General features: G+C 68.3%; 17 protein-coding genes and 1 pseudogene. 12 read left to right on the forward strand and 6 right to left on the reverse strand.

Annotation, left to right across the window (positions count from 1 at the left end; all coding sequences use genetic code 11):
• Positions 1-13: 13 nt before the first annotated feature.
• Positions 14-1,663, reverse strand: coding sequence for an AMP-binding protein (locus POL67_RS32205; protein ID WP_271924156.1), 1,650 nt, complete (start codon positions 1,661-1,663; stop codon positions 14-16).
• Positions 1,664-1,808: 145 nt separating this feature from the next.
• Between POL67_RS32205 and POL67_RS32210 the strand changes: the two genes are divergently transcribed.
• The 9 genes from POL67_RS32210 (at position 1,809) to POL67_RS32250 (ending at position 9,678) form a co-directional block, all read left to right on the forward strand.
• Positions 1,809-2,201: a hypothetical protein gene (locus POL67_RS32210; RefSeq protein WP_271924158.1), complete on the forward strand. Its 393-nt coding sequence runs from the start codon at positions 1,809-1,811 to the stop codon at positions 2,199-2,201.
• Between the two features lie 3 nt (positions 2,202-2,204).
• Positions 2,205-3,146, forward strand: coding sequence for a hypothetical protein (locus POL67_RS32215; protein ID WP_271924160.1), 942 nt, complete (start codon positions 2,205-2,207; stop codon positions 3,144-3,146).
• Positions 3,143-3,733, forward strand: coding sequence for a 4Fe-4S single cluster domain-containing protein (locus POL67_RS32220; RefSeq protein WP_271924162.1), 591 nt, complete (start codon positions 3,143-3,145; stop codon positions 3,731-3,733). The genes POL67_RS32215 and POL67_RS32220 overlap by 4 nt, the downstream gene beginning before the upstream one ends.
• Positions 3,730-4,911, forward strand: a complete 1,182-nt coding sequence (locus POL67_RS32225) for a hypothetical protein (RefSeq protein ID WP_271924164.1) — start codon at positions 3,730-3,732, stop codon at positions 4,909-4,911. Before POL67_RS32220 ends, POL67_RS32225 begins: the two co-directional genes overlap by 4 nt.
• On the forward strand, positions 4,908-6,116 hold the full coding sequence (locus POL67_RS32230) for an eCIS core domain-containing protein (protein WP_271924166.1): 1,209 nt from the start codon (positions 4,908-4,910) through the stop codon (positions 6,114-6,116). Before POL67_RS32225 ends, POL67_RS32230 begins: the two co-directional genes overlap by 4 nt.
• A 34-nt stretch (positions 6,117-6,150) precedes the next feature.
• Positions 6,151-6,894 carry a hypothetical protein gene (locus POL67_RS32235; protein ID WP_271924168.1) on the forward strand — a complete coding sequence of 248 codons (744 nt, stop codon included), beginning with the start codon at positions 6,151-6,153 and terminating at the stop codon, positions 6,892-6,894.
• 304 nt (positions 6,895-7,198) lie between these two features.
• Positions 7,199-7,351, forward strand: coding sequence for a hypothetical protein (locus POL67_RS32240; protein ID WP_271924170.1), 153 nt, complete (start codon positions 7,199-7,201; stop codon positions 7,349-7,351).
• A gap of 301 nt (positions 7,352-7,652) precedes the next feature.
• Positions 7,653-8,765 (forward strand): hypothetical protein, encoded by a 1,113-nt coding sequence (locus POL67_RS32245; RefSeq protein WP_271924172.1) that lies wholly within the window; start codon positions 7,653-7,655, stop codon positions 8,763-8,765.
• A gap of 166 nt (positions 8,766-8,931) precedes the next feature.
• Positions 8,932-9,678 carry a hypothetical protein gene (locus tag POL67_RS32250; RefSeq protein ID WP_271924174.1) on the forward strand — a complete coding sequence of 249 codons (747 nt, stop codon included), beginning with the start codon at positions 8,932-8,934 and terminating at the stop codon, positions 9,676-9,678.
• A 242-nt stretch (positions 9,679-9,920) separates the two neighbouring features.
• On the opposite strand, the gene glgB is transcribed toward POL67_RS32250, so the two are convergent.
• A complete protein-coding gene (glgB, locus tag POL67_RS32255; protein ID WP_271924176.1) occupies positions 9,921-12,614 on the reverse strand; it encodes a 1,4-alpha-glucan branching protein GlgB in 2,694 nt (897 codons plus the stop codon).
• A 4-nt stretch (positions 12,615-12,618) separates the two neighbouring features.
• Positions 12,619-16,623, reverse strand: coding sequence for a CheR family methyltransferase (locus POL67_RS32260; protein ID WP_271924178.1), 4,005 nt, complete (start codon positions 16,621-16,623; stop codon positions 12,619-12,621).
• A 227-nt stretch (positions 16,624-16,850) separates the two neighbouring features.
• Here POL67_RS32260 and POL67_RS32265 point away from each other — a divergent pair, with 227 nt between their 5' ends.
• From POL67_RS32265 to POL67_RS32275, 3 genes are all read left to right on the forward strand, one after another.
• A complete protein-coding gene (locus tag POL67_RS32265; RefSeq protein ID WP_271924180.1) occupies positions 16,851-18,932 on the forward strand; it encodes a response regulator in 2,082 nt (693 codons plus the stop codon).
• Positions 18,933-19,142: 210 nt separating this feature from the next.
• Positions 19,143-19,811, forward strand: coding sequence for a response regulator transcription factor (locus tag POL67_RS32270; protein ID WP_271924182.1), 669 nt, complete (start codon positions 19,143-19,145; stop codon positions 19,809-19,811).
• Positions 19,808-21,214, forward strand: a complete 1,407-nt coding sequence (locus POL67_RS32275) for a sensor histidine kinase (RefSeq protein WP_271924184.1) — start codon at positions 19,808-19,810, stop codon at positions 21,212-21,214. The genes POL67_RS32270 and POL67_RS32275 overlap by 4 nt, the downstream gene beginning before the upstream one ends.
• Before the next feature lie 4 nt (positions 21,215-21,218).
• On the opposite strand, the pseudogene POL67_RS32280 reads toward POL67_RS32275, so the two are convergent.
• From POL67_RS32280 to POL67_RS32290, 3 genes and pseudogenes are all read right to left on the reverse strand, one after another.
• Positions 21,219-21,384: pseudogene (locus POL67_RS32280) on the reverse strand (IS5/IS1182 family transposase); the annotation flags it as partial.
• Between the two features lie 53 nt (positions 21,385-21,437).
• Entirely contained in the window at positions 21,438-22,217 is a 780-nt protein-coding gene (locus POL67_RS32285) for a hypothetical protein (protein ID WP_271924186.1), read from the reverse strand.
• A 9-nt stretch (positions 22,218-22,226) separates the two neighbouring features.
• Positions 22,227-23,276, reverse strand: a complete 1,050-nt coding sequence (locus tag POL67_RS32290; protein ID WP_271924188.1) for a hypothetical protein — start codon at positions 23,274-23,276, stop codon at positions 22,227-22,229.
• Positions 23,277-23,460 lie beyond the last annotated feature (184 nt).

Here is a 23,460-nt window from a genome sequence, read left to right on the forward strand (position 1 = left end):
CGGGACAGACCCTTCAGGTCCCGAGCATCTGCGCCCGGAGGGCGGTCAGATCACGGAAGACGGGGCTTTCCGCCTTCCGCAGGAGGATGCCCGAGGAGTATTGCCGATGGCACCAGTCGAGGTCCAATTCCTTGCCGACGCGCCGGGGGAAGAGGGGAAAGACGAAGGCCCTCTCCGGGAGGAAGTCCTCGCCGAGATCCTCGCGGATCGTGCGGGACACGAGGGCGGAGACGTCCTTTTCGGGGACGTCGCTCGCGCCGGTGAAGACGAGCAGGAGGAAGGCCCAGCGGGCGCCCGGTTCTCCGGTCGGCACGGGCACGACGGCGGCGCCCACGACGCCGGGCAGCGTGGAAACGCGGGCCGTGACCTCGCTCGCGGGATACACACGCGCGGCGCAGCGCGGGAGGAGGGTCGAGCCATAAAGGTACTCCGCGCCGAGGCTCGCCAGAACAAAAAACCCTTCTTTGCCAGGAAGAGGGACGAAGACGCCGGTCGCGCCGACGGCAGGTTCACCGCTGCCGCCGGAATCGAGCAGGAGGTACGGACGGCCGGGCGCGGGCAAAGCGCGGGCATTGCTGCTGCCGGGACGGCGGGTGGAAAAGAGCAGGCAGCCGCCGCTGGCCGCGTCGACGAGAACGTTGCTCACCGGAACGCGTACCAGATCGTTTTTCTTCACGAACTCGTTGTGACCTATCCAGTCGAGTGGCTCGTCGACGCTGCGGAAGACGTGGCGGAGGCGCGCGAGGCGTGCGGGCTTGCGGCGAAGGTGGGCCGCGACCGCCGGGGCGACGCCGAGCACGGTGATCGGCGACGTTTCGAGGAGGGTCGGGTCTTCTTCGAGGTCGGTCTTTCGCAGGTGGACGAACGTCGCGCCCGCGAGCCAGGTCGAGAGGAGCAGGGCCGGCATGTGTTGCTGCATCGGGAAATCCGGCGCCGCGAGGGCGTCGCCGGGGCCGATGCGATAAGCGAACACGGCGTCACGCAAGGCATCTTCGAGGGCACGCGCGGCGGGAAGATCGACGGGAACGAGCAGCGGCGCGCGCAGGGGGGAGAAGAGCCGGGCGCAGGGTTCGTCGGGCGCGTACGCATACGGCGGCGCGCGCAGGGCCGGGCCATTCTCGACGAGGGGTAACAAGAGCGCGGCGAAATCGCCGAGCGGCGGCGGATCCTCGGGATCGAAGACGACGTGCGCAGGCCCGAGCGCTTCGAGGCGCGCGGCGAGCGCGTGGGTGCCCGCGGGTTCGAGGATGGAGACGCAAAGGCCAAGGCGCAGAGCCGCGGCAAGGGCCACGACGAGGGCGGGTCCAAGGGGCAGGACGAGGGCGATCAGCGCGCCGGCTTTGGCGCCGCGTTGCGTCCAGGCGGCCGCGCACGCGGAGGCGCGGGCGTCGAGCGCGGAAAACGAGAGCGAGCGCGCCGTGGAACGTTCATACCAGACAAACGCTGGCCGGTTCGCAGCGACGTGGCGCAGGACGGCATCGTGATAGAGGTCCTGCGGTTTTCCTGGGCGGCTCCGGAGCGGCGGGCCTTTTTCGCGGGCGAATTCGAAGAGGGCGGACCAGAAGGAATCCGGGGCCTCCGAGCTCGCGACGAGCCAGTCGAGCGAGGGTACGTCGTCCTCGCGAGAGAGGTCGAGGCTCTGGACGAGGGCGGGGATCTCCATGAAGCGTGGGCAGACGAGCAGGGCGCATGCTGCGGGGCAAGTTTTCCGCATCGCCGAGGTGCGCCTTCGCCAGCGATTTGGCCCTGCCCTCGTGACGCCTGGTACCCTCGTCCCGCCGGAGGGGGAACCCCGCCCGGAAGGCCCGATGCTGGTCACGATTCGCATTCGAACCCCGCGCGACGAGGGAAGGACCGCGCTCTGCGAGCTCACGCTGGACCGCCGGCAGAGCTTCTCGGCGCTCGCCGAATCCCTCTTCACGCAATGGGAGATCGAGACCGCCGGGCCGCGGCTCGACCCGGACGATCGCACGGGCCTTTTGCGCAAGCTCGAAAGCTGGCTCGTCACGCACCGGCACGATCTGCGCTTCGGACAGGCACCGATCTTCGAGTACACGTGCCAGCGTCCACCCGTGCCCCCGAAGCGGCCACGCCCCCTGCCCCGCCCCGCCGAGGCGCCCCCTTCCCCGCCCGTCGACGACAGCGGCGAGGACGGGGCCCTGAAGCGCATCGAGGCCCAGATCGATTGGCAAGGGGGTTAGGCCATGAGCGGGGTGAAGTCGCTGCGCATTCGGCCGAGCAAGAGGGACGAAGAAGCCCTGCGGCGGGCCGCGGCCGAACGAGCGAAACAGGCGCGTGAGGAGGCCCCGAAGCTCGCGGCCTCGAAGGCTTTGCCGCCTGCCCTTTCGCCGAGAACGGCGCCCGTGGAGGCGTGTCTCGGGCGCGTCGAGCGGGCGCTCGGGCTCCTGTCGGCGTGCGTGGCGCTCGGCATCACGCTCGATCGCGAGGCGGAGCAGGCACGCGCCGTGCTCGTCGCATTCACGCGCCAGCCGGACGGGGCGCGGATCGGGGCCGTGGATGCGCTCGTGGCGCGGGTCTCGCCGCGCACGCTGGAAGAGGCCCTTGCAGCCCGGCAGGAGGCGCTCGCGCGGGCGCTCGCCGTGCTGGAGGCGCCTGCGTGGCAGCGGCAGCTCGAAGCGTTTCGCCCCGGGCTCGCGGCCGATCTCCGAGGTTTGGCAGGACGAAGGGTGCAAGAAGGCCCGGTGCATGTCGGGGCCCTGCTCGGCGAGCTCGACGCGCTGCTCGCGGCGCGGGCACGGGCGCGGGTCGTGTCGCTCTGCGAGGGCGGCGTCGCGGCGGGGCTCCGGGCCTCGGAGGTTCGATTCGAGGCACGCGAAGGCGCGTTCGTCACCGAGCTCTCCGACGATCACGGCGTCTTCGCGCGGATTGCCGAGCACCTCGTGTCGTGGGCCGCGCTCCCGGAGCTCGACGCGATCGAAATGTGCGGGCCCACGGAGTGGGACGGCCCGGCGTGTGTGCACGGCGGTTATGCGGACGTGCTCGGGGCGCTGCGAGCGCAAGGCGTCGAGGCGGAGCTCTACGGCGAGGACGGGCGCGCGTTGTGGCCCACGGGCGGCGACGGGGCAGGCGGCGCGGAGGTTGTCCTGCAAAACGCGGCGGCGAGGGGGAGGTCGGGGTCGTCGTGACGGACCTCCTGCTCAACCTCGCGGACGCCGTCGCGCCGTCCCACGCCAACGGCCCCGGCGCGCGCGCGGTCCTCTGGGCGCAGGGCTGCTCGCTCCGGTGCCGGGGTTGTCACAACCCGCAAACGTGGGCCCCGGCGCCGCGGCGGGTTTGCACGGCCCACGCGGCGACGTCCTGGGTGCGCTCCTTTCAAGGCTTACGCGGAGTGACGTTGAGCGGCGGCGAGCCTTTCGAGCAAGCGAAAGGCTTCGCGGCGCTCTGCCGCGTGCTTCGGGCCGAGGGCGCGGACGTCATCGCATTTTCAGGTTTTTCCCGGGAAGAGCTCGAAGGAGGCGTGCGACCTCACGCCCGGGCGCTGCTCGCCGAGGTCGATCTGCTGATCGACGGCCGATACGAGGCCGACCTCGCGGCGCGGCTGCCCTTGCGGGGCTCGTCGAACCAGCGTTTGCATTTCCTGACGAACCGGATTCGACCCGACGAAATCGAGGGGTTGCCCGCGGTGGAGTGGATCGGCAAGGGCGAGCGGGCGCGCGTGACGGGGTTCGTCCTCCGCGCCCTCGGACCGCGAACCGCCGAGGGGCGCGCATGAGCGGGAGCCCCGCGCCGGATCGGGAGCGCGAGCCGGCGATCCTGCTGCTCGGCTGGCGTCGGTCCGGAAAAACCCGGACGCGGATGCGGTGGAGCCAGTACGCCCGCATGGCGCCCGTGACGGCCGAGGGGATCGGGCCCCCGCGCGTGGAAACGGGGGCCCATCCGGCGCCGACGGCGGCGGTGACGGAGCATCGGATCGAAATCGGCGAGCGCGCGGTGCGGGTGATCGACGTGCCGGGAGCGATCGTGGACGCGGCGCGGGACGAGGCCGGAGCGCTGCGGGATGCACTGGAGCCGCGGGTCGGTCGCATCGGAGGCATCGTCCTTTGCGTGGCTCCGCCCGTGCCACCACGACGAAAAGGTTTGGTCCCGGGGCACGTGCACCCTTCGCTCGTGCCTGTTTATGGCGACCTGTTCCCGGCCGGTGAAACGATGGCCGAGCCCGCGGCCGCGCAGGTCGAGGAGGTACGCGCGCGGATCGACGCCGTGATGGCGTTCGTGGAGCAATTCGCGGGACGAAGGGGCAAGGATGCGCGCGACGTGCCCATTGCCGTGCAGATCAATTTCGCCGATCTCGTCGCGCTCGGGAGCACGGACGACGAGGACGCGGCGGCGCGGGATCGGCTTTTCGCGCGGTATGGTCGCATGCTGCCGGCCGATCGGGGGGCCTTCACGAACCCCGCGAACATCGAGGCGCGGCGCGCGGAGGCGGCGGCGGTGGACGCCGACGTGTCCGCCCTCGCGACGGACATCGCGGACTTCATGCGGGCGCGATGGCCCGGACACGATCTCTGGTTTTCGGTGGCCGCGAACGTGGAGGATCCCCTCGGACACCGGAGCGCGGCGGCGGGGCTCGTGTATCTCGTCGACCGGACGCTCGGGGAAGAGGCGCTCGCGGAGGCGCGCGCAAAGCGCGAGGAGGCGCGGCGCGTGGAAATGGCGCGGCGCATGGAGGCGCGGCGGGCGCTGGTTCGGCGGTTTCGCCCCGCGCTCGTGGGCGTGCCCGCGCTGCTCCTCCTCCTGCTGGCCGCGAGCACGGTGACCTGGGGAAGCCGCACGGAACATGCCGCGCCTTTGCTGGTTCGCCGCGTGCGGTGGTACGCTCAATCCTATCTAGCCCCGGAGGGTCCTGGGCATGGCCCCGGCCCCCGCGCAGCTCGGACGCGATCGCCATGAGCCCGAAACAACGCGTCATCCAGGCGTGTTATCCCTCCAATCGTATCCCGACGTCGATGCTGGCGCAGGCCTTCTTCCGGCCGCACGCGACGAAACCGCCGCACGCGGCCAAGGCCGTCCAGCGCAGCACGACCTCCCTGCCCCCGCACCCGGCCACGGTGGCGCAACGAAAAAACGCGGCCTCTGGGCCCGTGGAACGTCCGCCGCACGCCGCGACGCGCGGCGCCCCGTTGCAAAGGCGTGCCGCGGACGAACCCGCTGCCTTCGGACCGGCGCAGCCCTCGGGCGTACACGCCTTCCAGCCGCCGGCGGGCTTCCTCGAAAACAAACCGGCCCGTGATGGGCAGCCGCTCCCGCCGTCGGTCCTGCGAAAAATGGAGGACTTTTTCGAAGCGGACTTCGCCGACGTGCGGGTCCACGTGGGGGGCGAGGCGGCGTCGATCGGGGCGATCGCGTTCACGCTGGGCACCGACATCCATTTCGCGCCCGGGTTTTACGAGCCACACACCTCGCGAGGGCAGGAGCTCCTCGGGCACGAGCTGACGCACGTGGTGCAGCAGCGCGAGGGGCGGGTGGCGAACCCGCTGGGCGACGGGATCGCGGTGGTGCAGGATTTCGAGCTGGAGGCGGAGGCGGATCGGATGGGCCGGGCGGTGGCCACGGGGCAACCGAAAATGGCCGCGCATGCGCGCCCATTGCCCGCCTTCGGGCCACCGGCGCAAAACGTCGGGCCGCTGCAAATGCGGGCGGCGCAGGCGAAGGGCGCGGGATACCGGCTCATCTTCGGGACGTACATGCACGAGAACGCGAGCCTCCCGGAGCCTCTCGCCGGCCATAGCTTCGTCGCGCTCGAAGAACCGACGGGAGAGCGGCACGCCTGGGGTTTTTCCCCCCAGAATTACGGCTCTTATGATCCACACCGGGACCTCGGCAAGCTCATGTCGGGTGTCCCCGGCATGGTGCACGACGACAAGACGGCCTTCGAGAAGCCCGGGGTGCGTCTCAAGGAGTATCCCATCGACGCGGCGCAGGCCCAGGCGGCGATGGCGAAGGTCGCCGAGTATCAGTCGGGGCGACACCGGTTCAACCTGCAATCGAAGCAATGCTCGGCCTTCGCGCTCGACGTGCTCCGCGCGGCCGAGGTGAAGACGCCGGTGAGCGGATCCGTGCGCGGACCACGCGACGTGTACGAGAAGCTGCGGTAACGTTTTCCGAGGGTACGACGCAGAGGAGGCGGCGATGGCGAACGGCGAGGGCGAGGGGAAAAAGCAACGGGCGCCGCATCCGGCGACGGTGCAGCGGAAGACGACGAAGGCGCAGCCCGGAAAGCGGCCGAGCAGGCCGCCGCACCCGGCCACGGTGCAACGAAAAGCGTCCACGCCCGGCGGCGCGCGCAAGGAGCGACCGCCGCACCCGGCCACGGTGCAACGAAAAGCGTCCACGCCCGGCGGCGCGCGCAAGGAGCGGTCGCCCCATCCGGCCACGGTGGCTCGGACGAACGGCTCTGGCGTCGCGCAACGGCTGGCAGCGCCCGAGAAAACCGGCGCGGTGACACTGGCGTCCGGCTCTGCGCTCTATCACGCGACGAGTTATACCGGGCTCAACGTCCTTCTGCGCTCGGGGATCGGGGCCGGCGTGAACGGGCGGACGGGCTCGGTGTTCCCTACGTCGACCGCGCTCGACGCCGGGCGCGCGGGCTCGGGCGGGCCGGCGGCGGTGCTGGAGCTGCGGACGACGCGCGCCTTGCAAGGCGGTCGTGACGCGCCGGCGCAGCCAAAGACCGTGGCCCGGGCCGAGCCCGCGGAAGAAGACACGCCGCCCGATTTCGCCGTGGATCGCCGCAGCTCGCGCGGTGTGCAGTGCAAGCTGCATCCTCGCGCGCTCGACGCCCTCGAACCCGTGGCCGTGCACCTGCGCGACGCGCGTGGCGCCTGGGCGCGCTTCACGGTCGCGCAGTACCGCGAGATGTCGGGCGCGGGCTGAACCGCTGCCGCACCCTTGCCGTGAAAAAACGCCGCTCGCGGGGAAGGCGTGCGCGCGGCGCGAACGCTACGGCGCCGCTTCCGCTGCCGCTTCCGCGTCGGGTGGGCGAAGGCGGACCGACTCGTCCACCAGGGAATGGGCGCGGCGGTTCCGCGAATGCGCGGGCGATGGGCAGACGGAGTGCCTCTGGCAGGGGCTTCGAGCTCCGGAGGGCGCAGGGGTACGTAGCAATGTCGTGGGGCCCTCTTGTTTCGAGAGAGGCAGTACACTCCGCGTGGCATTGCAGCTCGCCGAGGACACCGGGATGCAAGCAGGGTCGGAGGCGTGGGAGGCATTCCTCGCCTACTACGACGTGCTGTCGTCCATGGGGGAACGAATGCCCGACCTGGCCGCCGAGCTGCAGACGGTGGTGGACTTCATGGCCACCGGGCCGCGGAAGAAGGCGCCGGGAACGTGAACGAGGCCAGGTTGAAGAAGGAGCGGGCGGAGGCGCTTGCCGCTTCCGCTTTCGCTCCCTGCTCTTCTTAACGAACGGCGGGTTCTTCAGGATGCACGAACTCGACGGACGCTGTCCTCCGCAGCTCGTCCTCGCCTTGAACTCCGCATGGAACGACCTTCATCCAACCAGGACAGACAAGAAATGTCTTGCGCTGAAGAAGTAGGCCCGGATAGTGTGGAGGCATAGCTACTCGGAGCACTCGTTCCCCGGCACGCGATGCGGAAGGCGGGCGCTCCGTTGTCACGATGAGGATGAGTGCATGAGCTTACTCAGCAAGCAACGCTATCACGGGTGTGCGTTCGCCATCGGCGCGTTCGGCATCGTCGCACTTTTCTGTCCGTCGCATGCCACCGCGGGGACGGGCGTCACCATTGAGAGCGTCAACGACTACAGCCAACCGGGGTGCCCAGGGCCATCCCTCGCCAACAGTATTGCAAATGGCGATGGCTTTCGAAATGGTCTGGTGACAGGCAGTGGATTTTGGACGGCCGGGCTGCGCTACGTCGACAACGGGGTGTACGATGGCGATTTCGTAGATCCACAGCGCAGTGGCGACAGCCTGGACCACGATGACCTCTACTTTGATCGGGCCGGCGATGCCATCTCCTATTTCACGGGGCACGGTGTATGCAACCCTAACGCGGGCGCAACCAACGTTACATGCACTTCGAGCGCGCAGTGCACGAGCCCCATGCCCGGACAAAGCCTTCCCGGAAACTGCAAGAGCGCTCCAGGCTTCCCCGGTGCTCCAGCGCAAGGCCTTTGCCACTACAACGTCAACCGGTCCCTCTACACCTGCAGCACCGGCGACCATTACAATCACTCGGTCAACTATAGCAACACATTTGTAAAGTGGGGCGAGAGTTCGAGTGCGGGATCTTGGGCTGGAGCTGGCACGAATGGCGGGATCAATCTTGCCGTTCTCGATATCAGTTGCGCGGTTCTACCACAGTTCGAATGGTACCAACTTGGACCTCTGTTCGCCGGACTGCACATCGTTGCCACCGTCATGCCCGTGAACGGCGATCTCGCGAACGTGGCGTCTCGGGGGTCTACGTTCGCGTCCCGCTGGGCCGCAAATGCGTCGGGTGTCGTTACGGACGCCTGGATGGAGACGATGAACAACCTTCCGCAGACGCTGGGAAGCGCTTGCTCGGACTACACCATTGGCGGAGGGCGCGGCATTAACGGCTGCGGCCTTTACGTCGCGGTGACGATGGACAGCACGAACTCGGCGGCGCAGTGGAAGATGAACACCGAAAGCTGGTACGGACTGCAGCTCGACTCGAACGACGGCAATGGAACGAGCTATTGGTATACCAAGGGATTCTGCAACTACGACTGCGTTACCTGGCCCATCATTCTGCCGTAGAACCGGAGTGTACGAAATGCGAGTTGCAGGACTCATTGGTTTCTGCCTTGTGACGGCTGTAGCGTGCAGCCCTGCCCCGGATGAGCCCGAGCCGCCTCCTGCCGAGAGTATCCAGCGATCGGGTGTGAGCTCGCCTGGAGCTGGCTCGCTCGTCGGCTATAGGCACATGATCGCGATGTCGCTGTTTTCGACCGGCCCGGCTGCGACCTCACAATTGGAGAACGGCTACCAAAAGGTCGTTGGATCCGAGGGCGTCTTCGCGACGGACAGTACAAACGGTGCAGTACTTGCGATTCCAAATTCGGGCGCTCACGCACTAAGTGTAGGCCCGTACAGCATATCGGCGTCCGAACACAACGATCGCGTTCGAACGTACTTCGTGGCTGCTGGGATCCCTGCGGATCAGATCGGTAGCGTCTCCGTTCACACCATGGTCGAGCGAGGGGGGCTTGTGCAAGATCTGATCAAGCCCGATGCTCCACAGCTCAAGCTGGTCGCTTACTATTCTTTGCTGAACCGAGCCGTGGATGGTATCCCGGTTGCCGATTCTGTGGCGTGGGCGCGATTCAATGCCGAGGACGTTGTCGTGTCCGAGACGGTGTTCTGGCCCGAGATCCCCGGGCAGGCAGTGGCTGATGCGAAGAAGATGGCGCTCACCCTCGCAGATCCTTCTGCGAGGGCCGCATTTCGAGCGAAGTTGCCCGTCACGGATGAGTCGGAGGGGCATGTGGTCATCCGTCACAGCACACACACGTGGCGTGGCGGATTCGTAGCGGTCGCCTCCTACGACGTAAACTACCGCTACCCGGAAGGAGGTGGTTCGTATACGCGTCACTTCGGATTGGACGGAGTCGAGTTCCGGCTGCCTGAGGAAATGGTGGGCGCCAACATCCCGTCGGATCCGAGACCCTAAAGGCTAGAAAGCTCATCGGATGAGTGTGCGAGGTGTTCCATGCAATTTCGACCTAGGATTTACCAACGAACGCTCGTAATCCTGTGCCCTTGGCTGCTGTTCATAGCGTCGAGCTGCTCGGGCTCGTCGATAGGGGGTGCCGCAGGCGGGGGCGGAGGAGCCAATGGGGGCACCGGCGCCCAAGGCGGCGAGGCTGGTACTTGCAGCTATGCCTGGGAACCGGCGCCTGCGAAGTTCGACGCCTACAAGTCGGGAGCACAGTCAGCGCCCTCGTGCGGCGTGCAGACGTGGGACGCACTTCCGTGCGGCGCCTGCATCGGCGACGAGGTCTGCGTGGCTGGACACACGCGCGATTGTTGCGGGATGCCGCCGGCCCCCGGAGGTCCGACGTCGCCACTCGACCAGTGGCTGTGTAGCTGTGACAGCGGCGAATGGGCCTGCTGGGTGCTCTTTCCCGCCGCCAGCGCCTGTGATTGCTCATCGCCCGACGGGGGCTGAGCGACGCCAACCGAGCCCCGGAGGCGGACACGGAGACGGAAGTCACGCGAGCACGACGGTACGATCGCCGTCCCCGAGCGGGATCCCCTGAACCCCGCTCCCGCCTCCGCTTCCGCCCCCGCTTCCGCTTCCGCTCCCGCTCCCGCTCCCGCTTCCGCCCCCGCTCCCGCCTCCGCCTCCGCTCCCGCCTCCACCGGATCCTCCGCGAGCTCCGGCACCAGAAACAGCCCTGAAAGCGGCGGCAACGTCAGCACGATCGACTGCTCGAACCCGTGCGAAGGCACGTCCTCGCAGTCCACGCTCCCCAGGTTCCCCATCCCGCTTCCCCCGTACACCGGCGCGTCCGTGTTCAGCACCTCGAGGTACCGGCACCGCCGCGGCACCCCGACCCGATACCCATACCGCGGCAACGGCGTGAAATTGCCGACGAACACCACGAAGATCCCCTTCTCGATCCGCTTCGGGCAGGGCTCCTCCGAGCCGTCCGGTTGCCGCGGGAATCGCACGAACGAGGCCACGCTCTGGCTCGCGTCGTTCGCGTCGATCCACGTGAACCCCGCCGGGCTCTCGTCGAGCTCCCAGAGCGCCTCGTACTTGCGGTACACGCCATTCAGATCCCGCAAGAGCTTCGACAACCCCGCGTGATCCTGCTCGGAGACGAGCTCCCAGTCGAGCGCGCGGTCGTGGTTCCACTCCCGCCATTGCCCGAACTCGCCTCCCATGAAGACGAGCTTTTTCCCCGGGTGCGCCCACATCATCGCGTAGAGCGCCCGCAGGTTCGCGTGTTGCTTCCAGCGATCGCCCGGCATCTTCGAGAGCAGCGCGCGCTTCAAATGCACGACCTCGTCGTGCGAGAGCGGAAGGAGGAACCGCTCCGAGAACGCGTACATCAGGCCAAACGTGATCTTCCTGTGGTGGAAGGCGCGGAAGATCGGGTCGAGCGCGAAGTAATCGAGCGTGTCGTGCATCCACCCCATGTTCCACTTGAAATCAAAGCCGAGGCCCCCCGCGGACGTCGGGCGCGTGACGCCCGGCCACGTCGTCGACTCCTCCGCGCAGAGCACCGCCCCCGGGAAATCTTTGTGCACGGCGTCCGAGAGCTCGCGCAAGAACCGCACGGCGTCGAGGTTCTCCCGGCCGCCGAACTCGTTCGGCTCCCACTCGGTCGGAAGCATCGCGGCGTAATCGAGGTAGAGCATCGAGGCGACCGCGTCGACGCGCAGCCCGTCGACGTGGAATTCGTCGAGCCAGTAGAGCGCGCTCGCGATCAGGAAGTTGCGCACCTCTTTTTTGCCGTAATCGAAGACGAACGTCCGCCACTCGCGGTGCTCGCCTCGCCGCGGGTCCGCGTGCTCGTAGAGCGGCTCGCCGTCGAAACGGCCGAGCGCAAACGCATCCTTGGGGAAATGCGCGGGTGGCCAGTCGAGCAAGACGCCGAGCCCGCGCGCGTGGCAGCGGTCGATGAAGTAGCGCAGATCGTCCGGATCACCGAAGCGCGAGGTCGCCGCGAAATACCCCGTCACCTGGTAGCCCCACGAGCCGTCGAACGGATGCTCCATCACGGGCAAGAGCTCCACGTGCGTGAAGCCGAGCGAAACCACGTACTCGACGAGCTCGTCCGCGAGCTCGCGGTACGAGAGCCACGCCCCGGGCCCGTCCGCCTTCCCGGGCGCGGGCTTGCGCCGCCACGAGCCGAGGTGGACCTCGTAAATGCTCATCGGCCGCACGTGCGGATCCGCCTCGCGCCGCGCCGCGAGCCAGTCGCCGTCGGTGAACACGAACGACCGCTGCGTGACCCTCGACGCGTGGCTCGGCCGGAGCTCCCCCGCGAACGCCACGGGATCACTCTTCATCAACACGAGCCCGCTCGCTGTCTTGATCTCGTACTTGTACGTCGCTCCCGCGCGCACGTCGGGCACGAAGATCTCCCATACGCCGGCCTGCGTGCGCCGCATCGCGTGGCGCTTGCCGTCCCAGCGATTGAACTCCCCGACGACGCTCACCCGACGCGCCGAAGGCGCCCACACGGCGAACGCCGTCCCCGCAACGCCGAGCACCTCCCCCACGTGCGCCCCGAGCCGCCGGGGCCAGTCGCGCGCGGCCCCCTCCCCGGCCGGATCAAACGCGCCCTCCACGAGCGACGCCGGAAAGGCATACGCGTCCCGCCCGACGGTCGTCCCGCGCGACGAGCGCACCTCGAGCCGGTACGGGAACGGTCCCTCGACACCCTCGAACACGGCCTGGAAGATGCCGCCCGGGTGCACGCGCGCCATCGCGCGGGGCATCAAGCGCGGATCGTCGGGACGCACGACGATCGCGAGCGCCTCCGGCCGGAACGCCCGCACGACGAGACGCCCGTCCTCGCGATGGGGCCCGAGCGATCGGTGCGGATCGGTAGAATCCGCCGCCGCGATGCGATCGAAATCGGTCACGCTCATGGATTCACCGACGCCCGGACCGCTGCGCGACGAGCCGCCGGATGGACTGGAGGTTCAAGGGCTTGACCTCGTGCGCGTCGAAGCCCGCCACCTGCGAGAGCCGCCGATCCTCGTCTTGCCCGTATCCCGTCATCGCCACGATCAGCGTACCCGTGAGCCCTCGTTCGCGCATCACCCGGCACGCTTCGTACCCGTTTTGCCCGGGCAAGCCAATATCGAGCAGCACCACCTCCGGCTGCTCGCGCAAGGCGATCTCCACCGCCGCGACCCCGTCGTGCGCCTTCAGCACCTCGTGGCCGTCGAACTCGAGCAGCATCGCCATGCTCTCGGCCGCGTCCACGTTGTCGTCCACGACGAGCACCCGCGCGCCCAGCGTCGCCTGCTCGGGCAGGATCGCCCCCTCCACGACGTCCGCCGGGAGCTCGTCGGGCAGGGTCAACAGCCGCACCACGAACTCGCTCCCCGTTCCCCGCCCCTCGCTGTAGGCCCGCACGGTGCCGCCGTGCATGTGGACCAGGGTGCGGACCAGGGAGAGCCCAATGCCGAGCCCGCCCTCCGACCGATCGAGGTTCCGATCCACCTGGTAAAACAGGTCGAACAGGTGCGGGAGCGCCGCCGGATCGATGCCGCGGCCCGTGTCGCGCACCCGGATGAGAAGCCATTTCGGATCCCCCGGATCCCGCTCCACGACCAGGCGGATCGTCCCCCCCTCGTCCGTGTACTTGGCCGCATTGTTGAGCAGGTTGCCCACCACCTGGCCGAGCCGGGTCAGATCACCGTCCACGCGCACCGTCGAGAGCGGCAGGATCACCTGCAGATCGTGATGCCGGGCCGCGAGGATCGGCCCGCTCGTGTCGAGCGCCTGCCGCACCACCTCCGCCACGTCGATCGGCTGCTTCTGGAGCTGGACCTTGCCGAGCGTGATGCGCGAGACGTCGAGCAGATCGTCGACGAGCCGGACCATGTGCGCCACCTGCCGCTCGATCATCTCGCGCGCGCTCTGCAGCGGGGGCTCCTGCAGCCCGAGCCGCTTCAGGATCTCCACCGCGTTCAAGATGGGCGCGAGGGGGTTGCGGAGCTCGTGGGCCAGCGTGGCGAGGAACTCGTCCTTGCGCCGGTCCGCCTCGCGCAGGGCCTCCTCGGCCCGCTTGCGATCGGTGATGTCCACGCCCGAGGGGATGAGGTGGGTCACGCGGCCGTCGGCGTCGCGCATCGGCGCGATCATGAAATCGATGTGGATCCGCCCGTCCCCCGCGACCCGCACGAGGGCGTCGTACCGCAGGGTCTCGCCGGCCGCGGCGCGCCTCGTCGCGTCCTTGAGCCGCTCGACCTCGACCTCGTCGTGCGCCCACCACCAGCACTCCCAGAACTTGCGCCCGACGACCTCCTCCCGTGACACGCCGCCTACGCTCATCGCGGCCTCGTTCACCTCCTGCAGCGTGCCGTCGAGGTCGAGCACCGCGACGAACCCCAGCATGTTGTCGATGGTCCTCCGCAGCCGCTGCTCGCTCTCGCGCACGGCCGCCTCGGCCCGGTTGCGCGCCGTCACGTCGGTGAACGTCACGACCACGCCGTCGGCCTCGCCGCCCTGGTTGCGGTACGGCAGCACGCGCCGGAGGAACGTCGCGCCGCTCGTCGCCTCGATCTCGTCCTCGATCGGCCCCTCCGCGCGCCGCACCTCCTCGGCCCTGGGCAAGGGCGGCATCTCCTTCATGCGGTGCGTGAAGTGCGCGAGCGGCCGCCCCACGTCGCCGGGCGTCACGTTGTAGATGTCCGCGATCGCGGGGGTGATGCGCTGGACGCGCTCGTCGTCGTCGAGGAAGAGCGTCGCGATCCGCGTGCTCGTGAGCAGGTTCTCGAGGTCGGTGTGGGCCCGCGTGAGGGCCTCGTTCGCGTGCTGCACCTCCTCCTTCGAGGTCTCGAGCTCCTCGTTCGCCGACTGGAGCTCCTCGTTCATCGAGAGCAGCTCCTCGTTGCTCGATTTGAGCTCCTCGTTGGCGACCTCGAGCTCCTGGACCGTCTTTTCGAGGTCCGCGCGGGTCGTCGTCAGCTCCTGCTCGAGCTGCTCCAGAAGGACGGCGGCGTCCTCGGCGGCCTTCGTCTTCGCCTCCTCCCGCGTGACGGGCAGGCCGACGTCCTGGAAGACCACGAGGAACAGGCCCGACTGCTCGCCCATCTGCGGCATCGGCTGCACGGTGAGCATCACGCGCTGCGTGCCGCTCGGGGTCCGCACCGAGAGCCCCTCGTGCACCACCTTTCGCCGCTCCTTGGTCGCGAGCGCGAGCGACGCCCGCAGGCCCACGGAGAGCCCCTCGCGGACGAGCCGCACGAGGTTGTTCTGGAACGCGCCGGCCGAGATCGTCAGGTATTTTTCGAGGTTCCCCGAGGCCGAGACGATCTGCCCCTCTTCGTCGACGACGACCGATTTCGGCGCGAACTCGTCGAGGACGATCCGCTGCATGAGCAGGTAGATGTCGGTCTCGCCGGCGGACGGCACGTTCGGCGGCCGGACCGTGGCCGGCGGCCCGTCGCGCCCGGGCAGGAGCCCCGGGACGTGCACGGCGGTCGGCAATCGCTGCGAGATCCGGTAGCGCGCGTCGATCGGCCGGAAGAGCTCGCGGTGCGCCGAGAGGCTCTCCGAAGGCCCGAGGAAGAGATACCCGCCGGGCCGGAGCGCATAATGGAAGAGCGGGATGAGCTTCTTCTGGAGGTGCGGGCCGAGATAGATGAGCAGGTTGCGGCAGGAGATCAGATCGAGCTTCGAGAACGGCGGATCGTTGATCAGGTTGTGGACCGAAAAGAGGACGAGCTCCCGGATCTCCTTGGTGATGTGGTAATGCTGCGCTTTGCGGACGAAAAAGCGCCGCAGCCGCTCGGGCGGCACCTCATCGACGATGCCGAGCGGATACGCGCCGAGCCGCGCCGTGGCGAGGGCCTGCTCGTCGATGTCCGTGGCGAAGATCTGGACCGCGGGCGCGGCGGGCACGGTGCCCTGCGCCTCGCGCACGAGCATGGCGATCGTGTACGCCTCTTCGCCCGTCGCGCAGCCGGGGACCCAGATGCGCAAGGCTTGATCGGGCGAACGATCCCGGACGAGCCGGGCGAGGACCTCCTTGGCGAGGACCTCGAACGCCTCCGGATCCCGGAAAAACGCGGTGACCCCGATCAAGAGGTCCTTGAAGAGCTCGTCGACCTCGGCCCGATCGGCCCGGAGCCGCTGCAGGTATCCGTGGGCCGAGTCGATCCGGAGCACCTGGAGCCGGCGGAGCGTGCGTCGGAGGAGAGTGCTCGTCTTGTAATGCTTGAAATTGTGCCCGCTGCCCTGGAGGAGGATCTCGCAGATCGCGGGCAGCGCGTCGGCGATGTCCTGCCGGAGCGTGTCCTCGTCGACCGAGGTCTTCTTCCGGTGCGCGGCGTAGGCCACGAGCTCGACCGCGAGCTCGTCGGGCGGGAGCACGCAATCGACGACGCCGGTCATCAGCGCGCTTTGCGGCATGCTGTCGTGGCGCGCGCTGGCCGGGTCCTGCACCATCGTGAAGCCGCCGCCCTCGCCCACGGCCCGGAGCCCGAGCGCCCCGTCGCTGCCGTCGCCCGAGAGGATGACGGCGACCGCGGTTTCGCCGCACGCGCGGGCGAGCCCGTGGAGGAGGTGATCGATCGGCGCGTGCCGCTCCGCGGGGCTCTCGGCGGGCACGACGTGCAGGAGGTCCTCGCGCAGGGTCACGAGGGAGCGGCTCGGCACGGCGTAGACGTGATCGGGCTCGAGCGTCATGCCGTCTTCGGCCTCGACGACGGGCAGGGTCGTGGCCTTGGCCAAAAGCTCGGAGAGCAGACCGCCGGCGGACGGTTTGACGTGAAGCAGGACGATGATCACGAGCCCCGCGCCCTCGGGAATGCCGCGCAAGAACTCCTGCACGGCCGCGAGCCCGCCCGCAGAGGCCCCCACGCCGACGACCAGGGGGTAGCCAGGCGGGGACGAATCGCGTGGGTCGGGGGCGGAGCGCGTCATGGTGGTGGTTTTGTTATCCCCTGAAATCGCTGCGCGGAAGTGAAAACCGAAATCCAGTGCACCAAACCCAGGGGAGCGGTGATGGTTGGCCCACGTAAGGTCCGGGCCGGACGTACGATGGGCGGAGGCTCCCTACACGGAAAGCCGGGACGATCCGAGTTCGCCCCAGGCGGTCGTCGTGCACGATAAAGTGCTGTTTTTTTCGAGCGACGCAGGGAAGGACGGCGATGCGGGAGAGACGACCAGGGCGGCCGGGCCCTTGGGGGCACGAGGAGGACGGCACGGAGATCCACCTCCCGACGCCCAAGGTGCTGATCGTGGACGACACGCCCGCGAACCTGCTCGCCTTCGAGGTCGCGCTCGAACCGCTCGGCTACGAAATCGTGAAAGCAGCGTCCGGCCGCGACGCCCTGCGATACCTCCTCACGATGGATGTTTCGCTGGTGCTCATGGACGTGCAAATGCCGGACATGAACGGCATCGAGACCGTCAAGCTCATCAAGCAGAGCCGGCGCCACCGGTACATCCCGATTCTCTTCATCACGGCCGTTCATCGCAGCATGTCCTTCATCCTCGAAGGGTACGAGACCGGCGCCGTCGATTACGTGTTGAAGCCTTGCCAGCCGAGCATCCTCCGGTCGAAGGTGACGGTGCTCGTCGAGCTCTTCCGGCAGAAGGAAATCGTCAAGCGGCAGGCCGCGCTCCTCCGCGCGCGCGAGCGGGAGGCGATGGAGCGGCGGTGCGAGCTGCGCTATCAAGGCGTCATCGAGGCGATGCCCATCTGCGTGTGGACCACGAACGGCAAGGGGCATTTTCATTATGCAAACGACGCCTGGTCCCGGTACGCAGGGCTCGGCGGCCCGCGGGACGTGGGGCGGGGGCTGCTCGAAGCGCTCCACCCGGACGATCGGGGCCACGTGACCGAGGTGTGGCGGAAGGCGCTCGGGCGGCGGCTCGGGGTGACGGTGCAGGCGCGGCTGCGGCGGTCGGACGGGGCCTATCGCTGGCACATCGCCCGCGCGGTGCCGCAGCGGGACGAGGGCCGCGTGACGGGATGGATCCTGACGGCGACCGACATCGACGAGCAAAAGCGCGCCGAGGAAGCGGCGCACCGGGCGCGAAAGGAGGCCGAGGCCGCGAACTGCGAAATCATGAAAGACGAATTCCTCGCCACGGTCTCGCACGAGCTCAACACGCCGCTCACGGCGATCGTCGGCTGGTCGAGCCTGCTCCGCACGGGCACGCTCGACGGGCCGATCGCAGCGCGCGGGCTCGCCACGATCGCGCGGAGCGCCGAGGCGGAGCGCCGGGTCGTCGAGGACATCCTCGACGCCTCGCGCATCGCGACCGGCCGTCTGCTTTTGCACCTCGCGCCGATCGACCCGACGGCGATCATCGACGAAGCCATCGACGCCTTGCGCCCGCTCGCACGCGCGAAAGGGATCACCTTCGAATGCGAGATGAAATCGCGCGGCGCGGTGATGATGGCAGATCCCGATCGGCTGTGGCAGGTGACGTGGAAGCTCGTCTTCAATGCGATCAAGTTCACGCCGTCCGGCGGGCGTGTCGACGTGCGGTTCGAGCACCTCGGCAAACGATTCTTGCTGACGGTGTCGGACACGGGCGAAGGAATCGCACAGGGACGGCTCCCCCAGGTGTTCGAGTATTTCAGCCAGGAGGATAACTCGACGAAGCGCAAGCACGGCGGGCTCGGGCTCGGCCTCGCGATCGTGCGCAAGCTCGTGGAGCTGCACGGTGGATCGGTGAGCGCGACGAGCGCGGGCAAAGGGGCGGGAGCGACGTTCACGGTGTCGCTCCCGTCGCGCAAGGAGCCGGAGGGGGCGGAGGTTCCGGCCGAGGTGCCGCGCGTGACGAATTACGAGCGGCGGATCCTGGAGGGGATTCGCGTGCTCCTGGCCCTTCCGGACGCGGAGGCAAAGGAGCTCGTCGCGGACGTGCTGCAACGGCGAGGCGCGACGGTGTTCTCGGTGGCGTCGGCGGAGGAGGCGGTGGGCTTCGTGGCGGAATCGGCGCCGGACGTGGTGGTGAGCGAGATGGGGATGCCCGGGAGAGACAACGCGGCGTTCGTGGAACGATTGCGCGCGCGGGATGGCCACGCGCTGCCGGTGATCGCGGTGCTGGAGGTGGGGGAAGCGGATCAGGCGTGGGAGGCGCTCTGCGCGGGGTTTCGAGGGTACGTCGCGAAGCCGATCCACCCGGCGCATCTCGTGGCGGCGATTGCGAGGATCGGGCGGGGGCGGGGCGAGACGGAGGGCGGGGCTACGGCTTGCAAGACAATCCGTGGATGAGCAAAGAGAGGAAGACCAACATCACGCGCATCATCCGAACGCTCGCCGAGATCCGGTCGGAAGGTAGGGAGGACCGAGCGGGCGGAGGTTCTCCCTGGAGGGCGAGAGGTGTCGGCATCACGCCGGACCCTACCCCGAGGTTCCTTCGAGCACACATGAACGATTCGTAATGTTTCGCGTTCGGCCCGTTCTGCTAGTCCTTCAAGCGGCATGAAGGTGCTCATCGTCGAGGACGACACGCGGGTCGCGAAGTTCGTCGCCCGTGTCCTCACGGAGGAGGGCTACGTGGCCGACGTCTGCGCGAACGGCGCCGATGCCACGCAGCAAGCCCAGTCAGGGATGTACAATCTCATCCTCCTCGACTGGATGCTGCCGGACGTCGACGGCCTCTCCGTCTGCCGGACGCTGCGCCGCGCGGGCCTCGCCACGCCCATCCTCATGCTCACCGCGCGTGGCGAGCTGCGTGAGCGTGTCCTCGGGCTGGAGACAGGCGCAGACGATTACCTGGTCAAGCCCTTCGAGATCGAGGAGCTGCTCGCGCGCATCCGGGCGCTCGTGCGACGCTCGTCGGCGTTCTCCAAGCTCGCGTGCGGGGACCTGGAGATCGATCGGATGAACCGCCGCGCGCTCCTCCGCGGCGCCGCGCTGGATCTCACGGGCCGCGAGTACACGCTCCTCCTGCACCTCGCCCTCCGCGTCGATCGCGTGGCGCCGAAGTCGGAGCTGCTCGCGCACGTATGGGAGATGAAGTTCGACCCCGGGACGAACATCGTCGAGGTGCACGTGAGCCGCCTGCGGGACAAGCTCGGCGAGCATGCCTGGATGATCGAGACGGTGCGCGGCGTCGGCTACCGGCTGCGCGCAGAGAGGGCCCCGTGAGCTTCCAGAGGCGCTTCGTCGGCGCCGTCTCGGTGATGACGATGGGGACGCTGGGCGGCGCGCTGATGGCCATCTCCATCGCCGTCAACGCATCCCAGCAGCGCCAGCTCGACGAGGCGCTGCGCGCCGAAGCCACCGAGGAGGCGCGCGAAGCGTCGGCCCTCGGCGGCGACGAGCTCGCCATCAGCGACCGTCCCGGGCCCGCCGCGAACGACGTCGGGCCGCTGACCAAGTACGGCGCGATCTTCGGTCCCGAGGGCCGTGTCCTCGCCGCGACCCCGACCTTTCACGGCTCACCTCCGCCGCTGGAGACCCTGGGGCCCGGCTCGATGGAGTGTTTCGACCTGTGGTTCCGCGGAGAGCACCTGCGCGGCGTGCTCGTGCCCATCCCGGCCCACGCAGGCACGCGTCTCCTGCTCGCCGCGCCTCGCGCCGATCTCGATGGAGACGCGTCCTTCCTGGCCCGCGCGATGCTCACGGTGTTTTTCGTGGCCGTCGGTTGGTCCGCGCTGCTAGCGACCTGGATCGTCCGTCGGCTGACGCGCGAACACGAGGCGATCACGCTCGTCGCGCGGCGCGTGGCCGCCGGCGATCTGTCCGCGCGCGTCGCAACACGCACGGGCGACGCGGAAATCGCCCAGCTCGGCCGGGACATCAACGAGATGATCGCGCGTCTCGACGTGCTGGTCGCCTCGCAGCACAGGTTCATCGCCCAAGCAGCCCACGAGATGCGCTCACCGCTGACGACACTCTACGGCGAGCTGTCGCACGCCCTCCGCAAGCCACGCGACGCGGACACCTACCGGCGGGCCATCGAGGAGGCCCTCGAAGCCGCCCGCCGGCTGAAGCTCATGACCGACGATCTGCTCGCCCTCGCGCGCCTGGGCGCAGACGTGGGCGACCCCTCCGAGCCAGTCGACGTCCTCGAACGAGCCCGCGCCGCAGCCGAAGCCGTGGCCTGGGAGGCCCGCGAGCGGGACACGCAAATCGACGTCCGAGGCGAGCCGGCAACGGTCCTGGGCCATTCCCGGAACCTGGAGCGGCTCCTCCGGAACCTCATCGAGAACGCCGTGCGGCACTCGCCCAAAGGAGGGCGCGTCGAAGTCGTCGTCGAGCCCCGCGGCGACGCAATCGAAGCCGCCGTGAGCGACGAAGGGCCCGGCATCCCCGAAGCCGAACGCGTGCGCGTCTTCGAGCCCTTTTATCGAGGCGTGCGCGAGCGAGCAGGCGACATGCCCGGCGCCGGGCTCGGGCTCCCCATCGCCCGCCAAATCGCACAAGCCCACGGCGGCGACGTGCTCTTCGATGCCACGCGAACGAAAGGGAGCCGCTTCGTCGTACGATTGCCTGCCGCTCAGGAGGAGGTCGAAAGCGATCCGCCGGAGGGGGAACGAGCAGCCTGAGAACGAGAATGAGACCCGGTACATCGACCAGAAAATGACGCTTTCGACCCTTTACCTTTTTTTCCCGCGTCGAAGCCCCTGGGGCCGCCGACGTCCGTCGACTTGACGCTCTGGCTGTCGAGAACCGCAGCGGTAGGTTCCGGTTCCCGACCTGCTGCTGCTCGTACGGCACGGCAACGCGTATCGTGAATGGCGTCGAGCACGAGTTCTCTCGGTTGGCCCGTTATGTCGGCTCCTCGGGGATCTCGGGCGAGCCGGGCCACGTGATGCCCACCTTTTGAAGGCGCTGTTGAGCGCAAAGCAGTCGCTCCGGGTCGGGCGGTTTGGGAACGAGCGTCGCAAGCTCCTCGGTCGTGAGCTCCGTGGGGCCAGCGAGGGCGCGGGCTGTCACGGCATCCACGATCGCGTGGATGGGTGCGGCGCTCGGTTCGTCCGCCCGGAACTTGACTCCGTCACTACACGCCAGCGGCAGGCGATCGCCTCGGAGCAAGCCCCACGCGGCCAGCCGGTTGGCGCCGCAAGCCGTCGGGTCGTCGAACATCGTGCCGGCGACGCGATCGCCGTGCAGCCAGAAGCCGACGCCCGCATCCCTCTGCCCATGCTCGGGTCCCACTCCAAGCATGCCGACGGCCATCTCGAACGCCGCATCCAGCTCAGAAGGAAGCTCTGGAACGGCCCCACGCACATCGTCCGGGCCACCCGTTACCGCGTCGATCGAAAGGCCGAGCTGCTCGATCGGACCGGCCCCGAGCTCGTACGCCAGCCCGACAATGCCCGCCTCGGTCCACGCCACGACGTCGTAATCTCCGCATCCGTTTCCGTTGTAGAAGGCGCCCCGCTGGAGGTCGCCCGTCCAGCCCGGGAAGGCGCAGGCGGTAAAGCTATGGCGCTCTAGCGGGTCCACATGCGCAAGGCTGACTTCGACGTAGGCGCGCAGAGCGGCACGCACGATGGCATCGCGGTCGAAAACGAGGCGTCCGAAACGACTGGTACGCGCGACCATCTGCGTCGCCTACGCCACGTCGGTCTCCGCGTCAAGGCGCTGGGAAAATCGGTGCGCCTGCGGCGTCATGGCGTGTACGCCGGCACCTGGTTGCTCCGCTTCACCTCGTCCGACGACGGGTAGTTGTTCGTTAGATGCCTGTTGAGCTTGCCCGAGATGACCGCCGCGTTCTTGTTCGAGTTCGTGCCCCACGGGCATAGGCGCTTGTCCTTCCTGCGCACCACGTGGTGCACCTCGGCGCGCTCTGGGGTCATATTGATTAGGCGTGCTCTCCGGATCTTTGAGAATGTCCGGTTCGGTGCAGATCTTTGGCTTGCAGTTCTCATCCACACCACAAGGGTACGTGAAACCCGCGAGATCGGAGTGAATCTTGCCGCCATGCGCCTTGCGGTTGACCTGGAGGATCCGCACCCGCTGCTCGATGTTGTCGATTTTCTCGCAGTGGAAGTCTTTCCCAGGTCCGACATTCGACGGCTCGACCAAGTTGCGGTAGGGGCCGTTGACCTCCGTCGGCATGCCGTTGATCTCGATGAGCGAGGTCTCCAGGGGCGCGTCCCCGAGTTTGATGTAGATCTTGATCGCGGGATCCGGACCGACTTGCAGCGAGTAGTCATCCGTCCCGGAGTCTTTCACGCACTTGTAGTTTTTGCTGTAGGGCGCGGCTCCGAAGATCTCCGCGATCATCTTGGCATCGGCGCACGCTTTCCCATCCTCCCCGTTCTTCTTCACCTTCAACTGCTTCTCCTCGTAGAAGCAGTTGAAGGTGGCGTTCGCGTCCGCGGCTACGTAGCAGGCCGAGCCAAACGCGGTCTTGTACTTCCGTTGCAGCTCGATGTCGTCGCTGGGATTTCCCAGAAGCGGGAGATAGTAACGCTTGCACGGATCTTCAACGGGCATCGCGCAGTCGGTCGGCTGCTCAACCGGTGGCTCAACGCCTGGAGCGGGACATCCTGATTCGCTTGGCTCGCTCGACCCGCACGCCCCCGTCATCCATGCCCCACCGAAGCCCAACACCAGCACGCCCAGCATGGCCGAGCGGCGTCTCGTCAGCGCTTGCATGGAATACGGAATCGCACGTTGAAAGCCTGGGCGACAAGGGAAAACGAGCGAGGGGGCTCACGGCGCGCCTGGGAGCCCCTCCTGGAATGACGACGATCGTCTCCTCCTCGGGGTGTGGTGGAGCGGAGTGCTGATCTGGCGGTGGGAGACGCCGGCCGGAGAGGCGTAGCTCTGACCGTCACAT

The sequence above is a fragment of the Polyangium mundeleinium genome (assembly GCF_028369105.1).
Taxonomy (GTDB): domain Bacteria; phylum Myxococcota_A; class Polyangia; order Polyangiales; family Polyangiaceae; genus Polyangium; species Polyangium mundeleinium.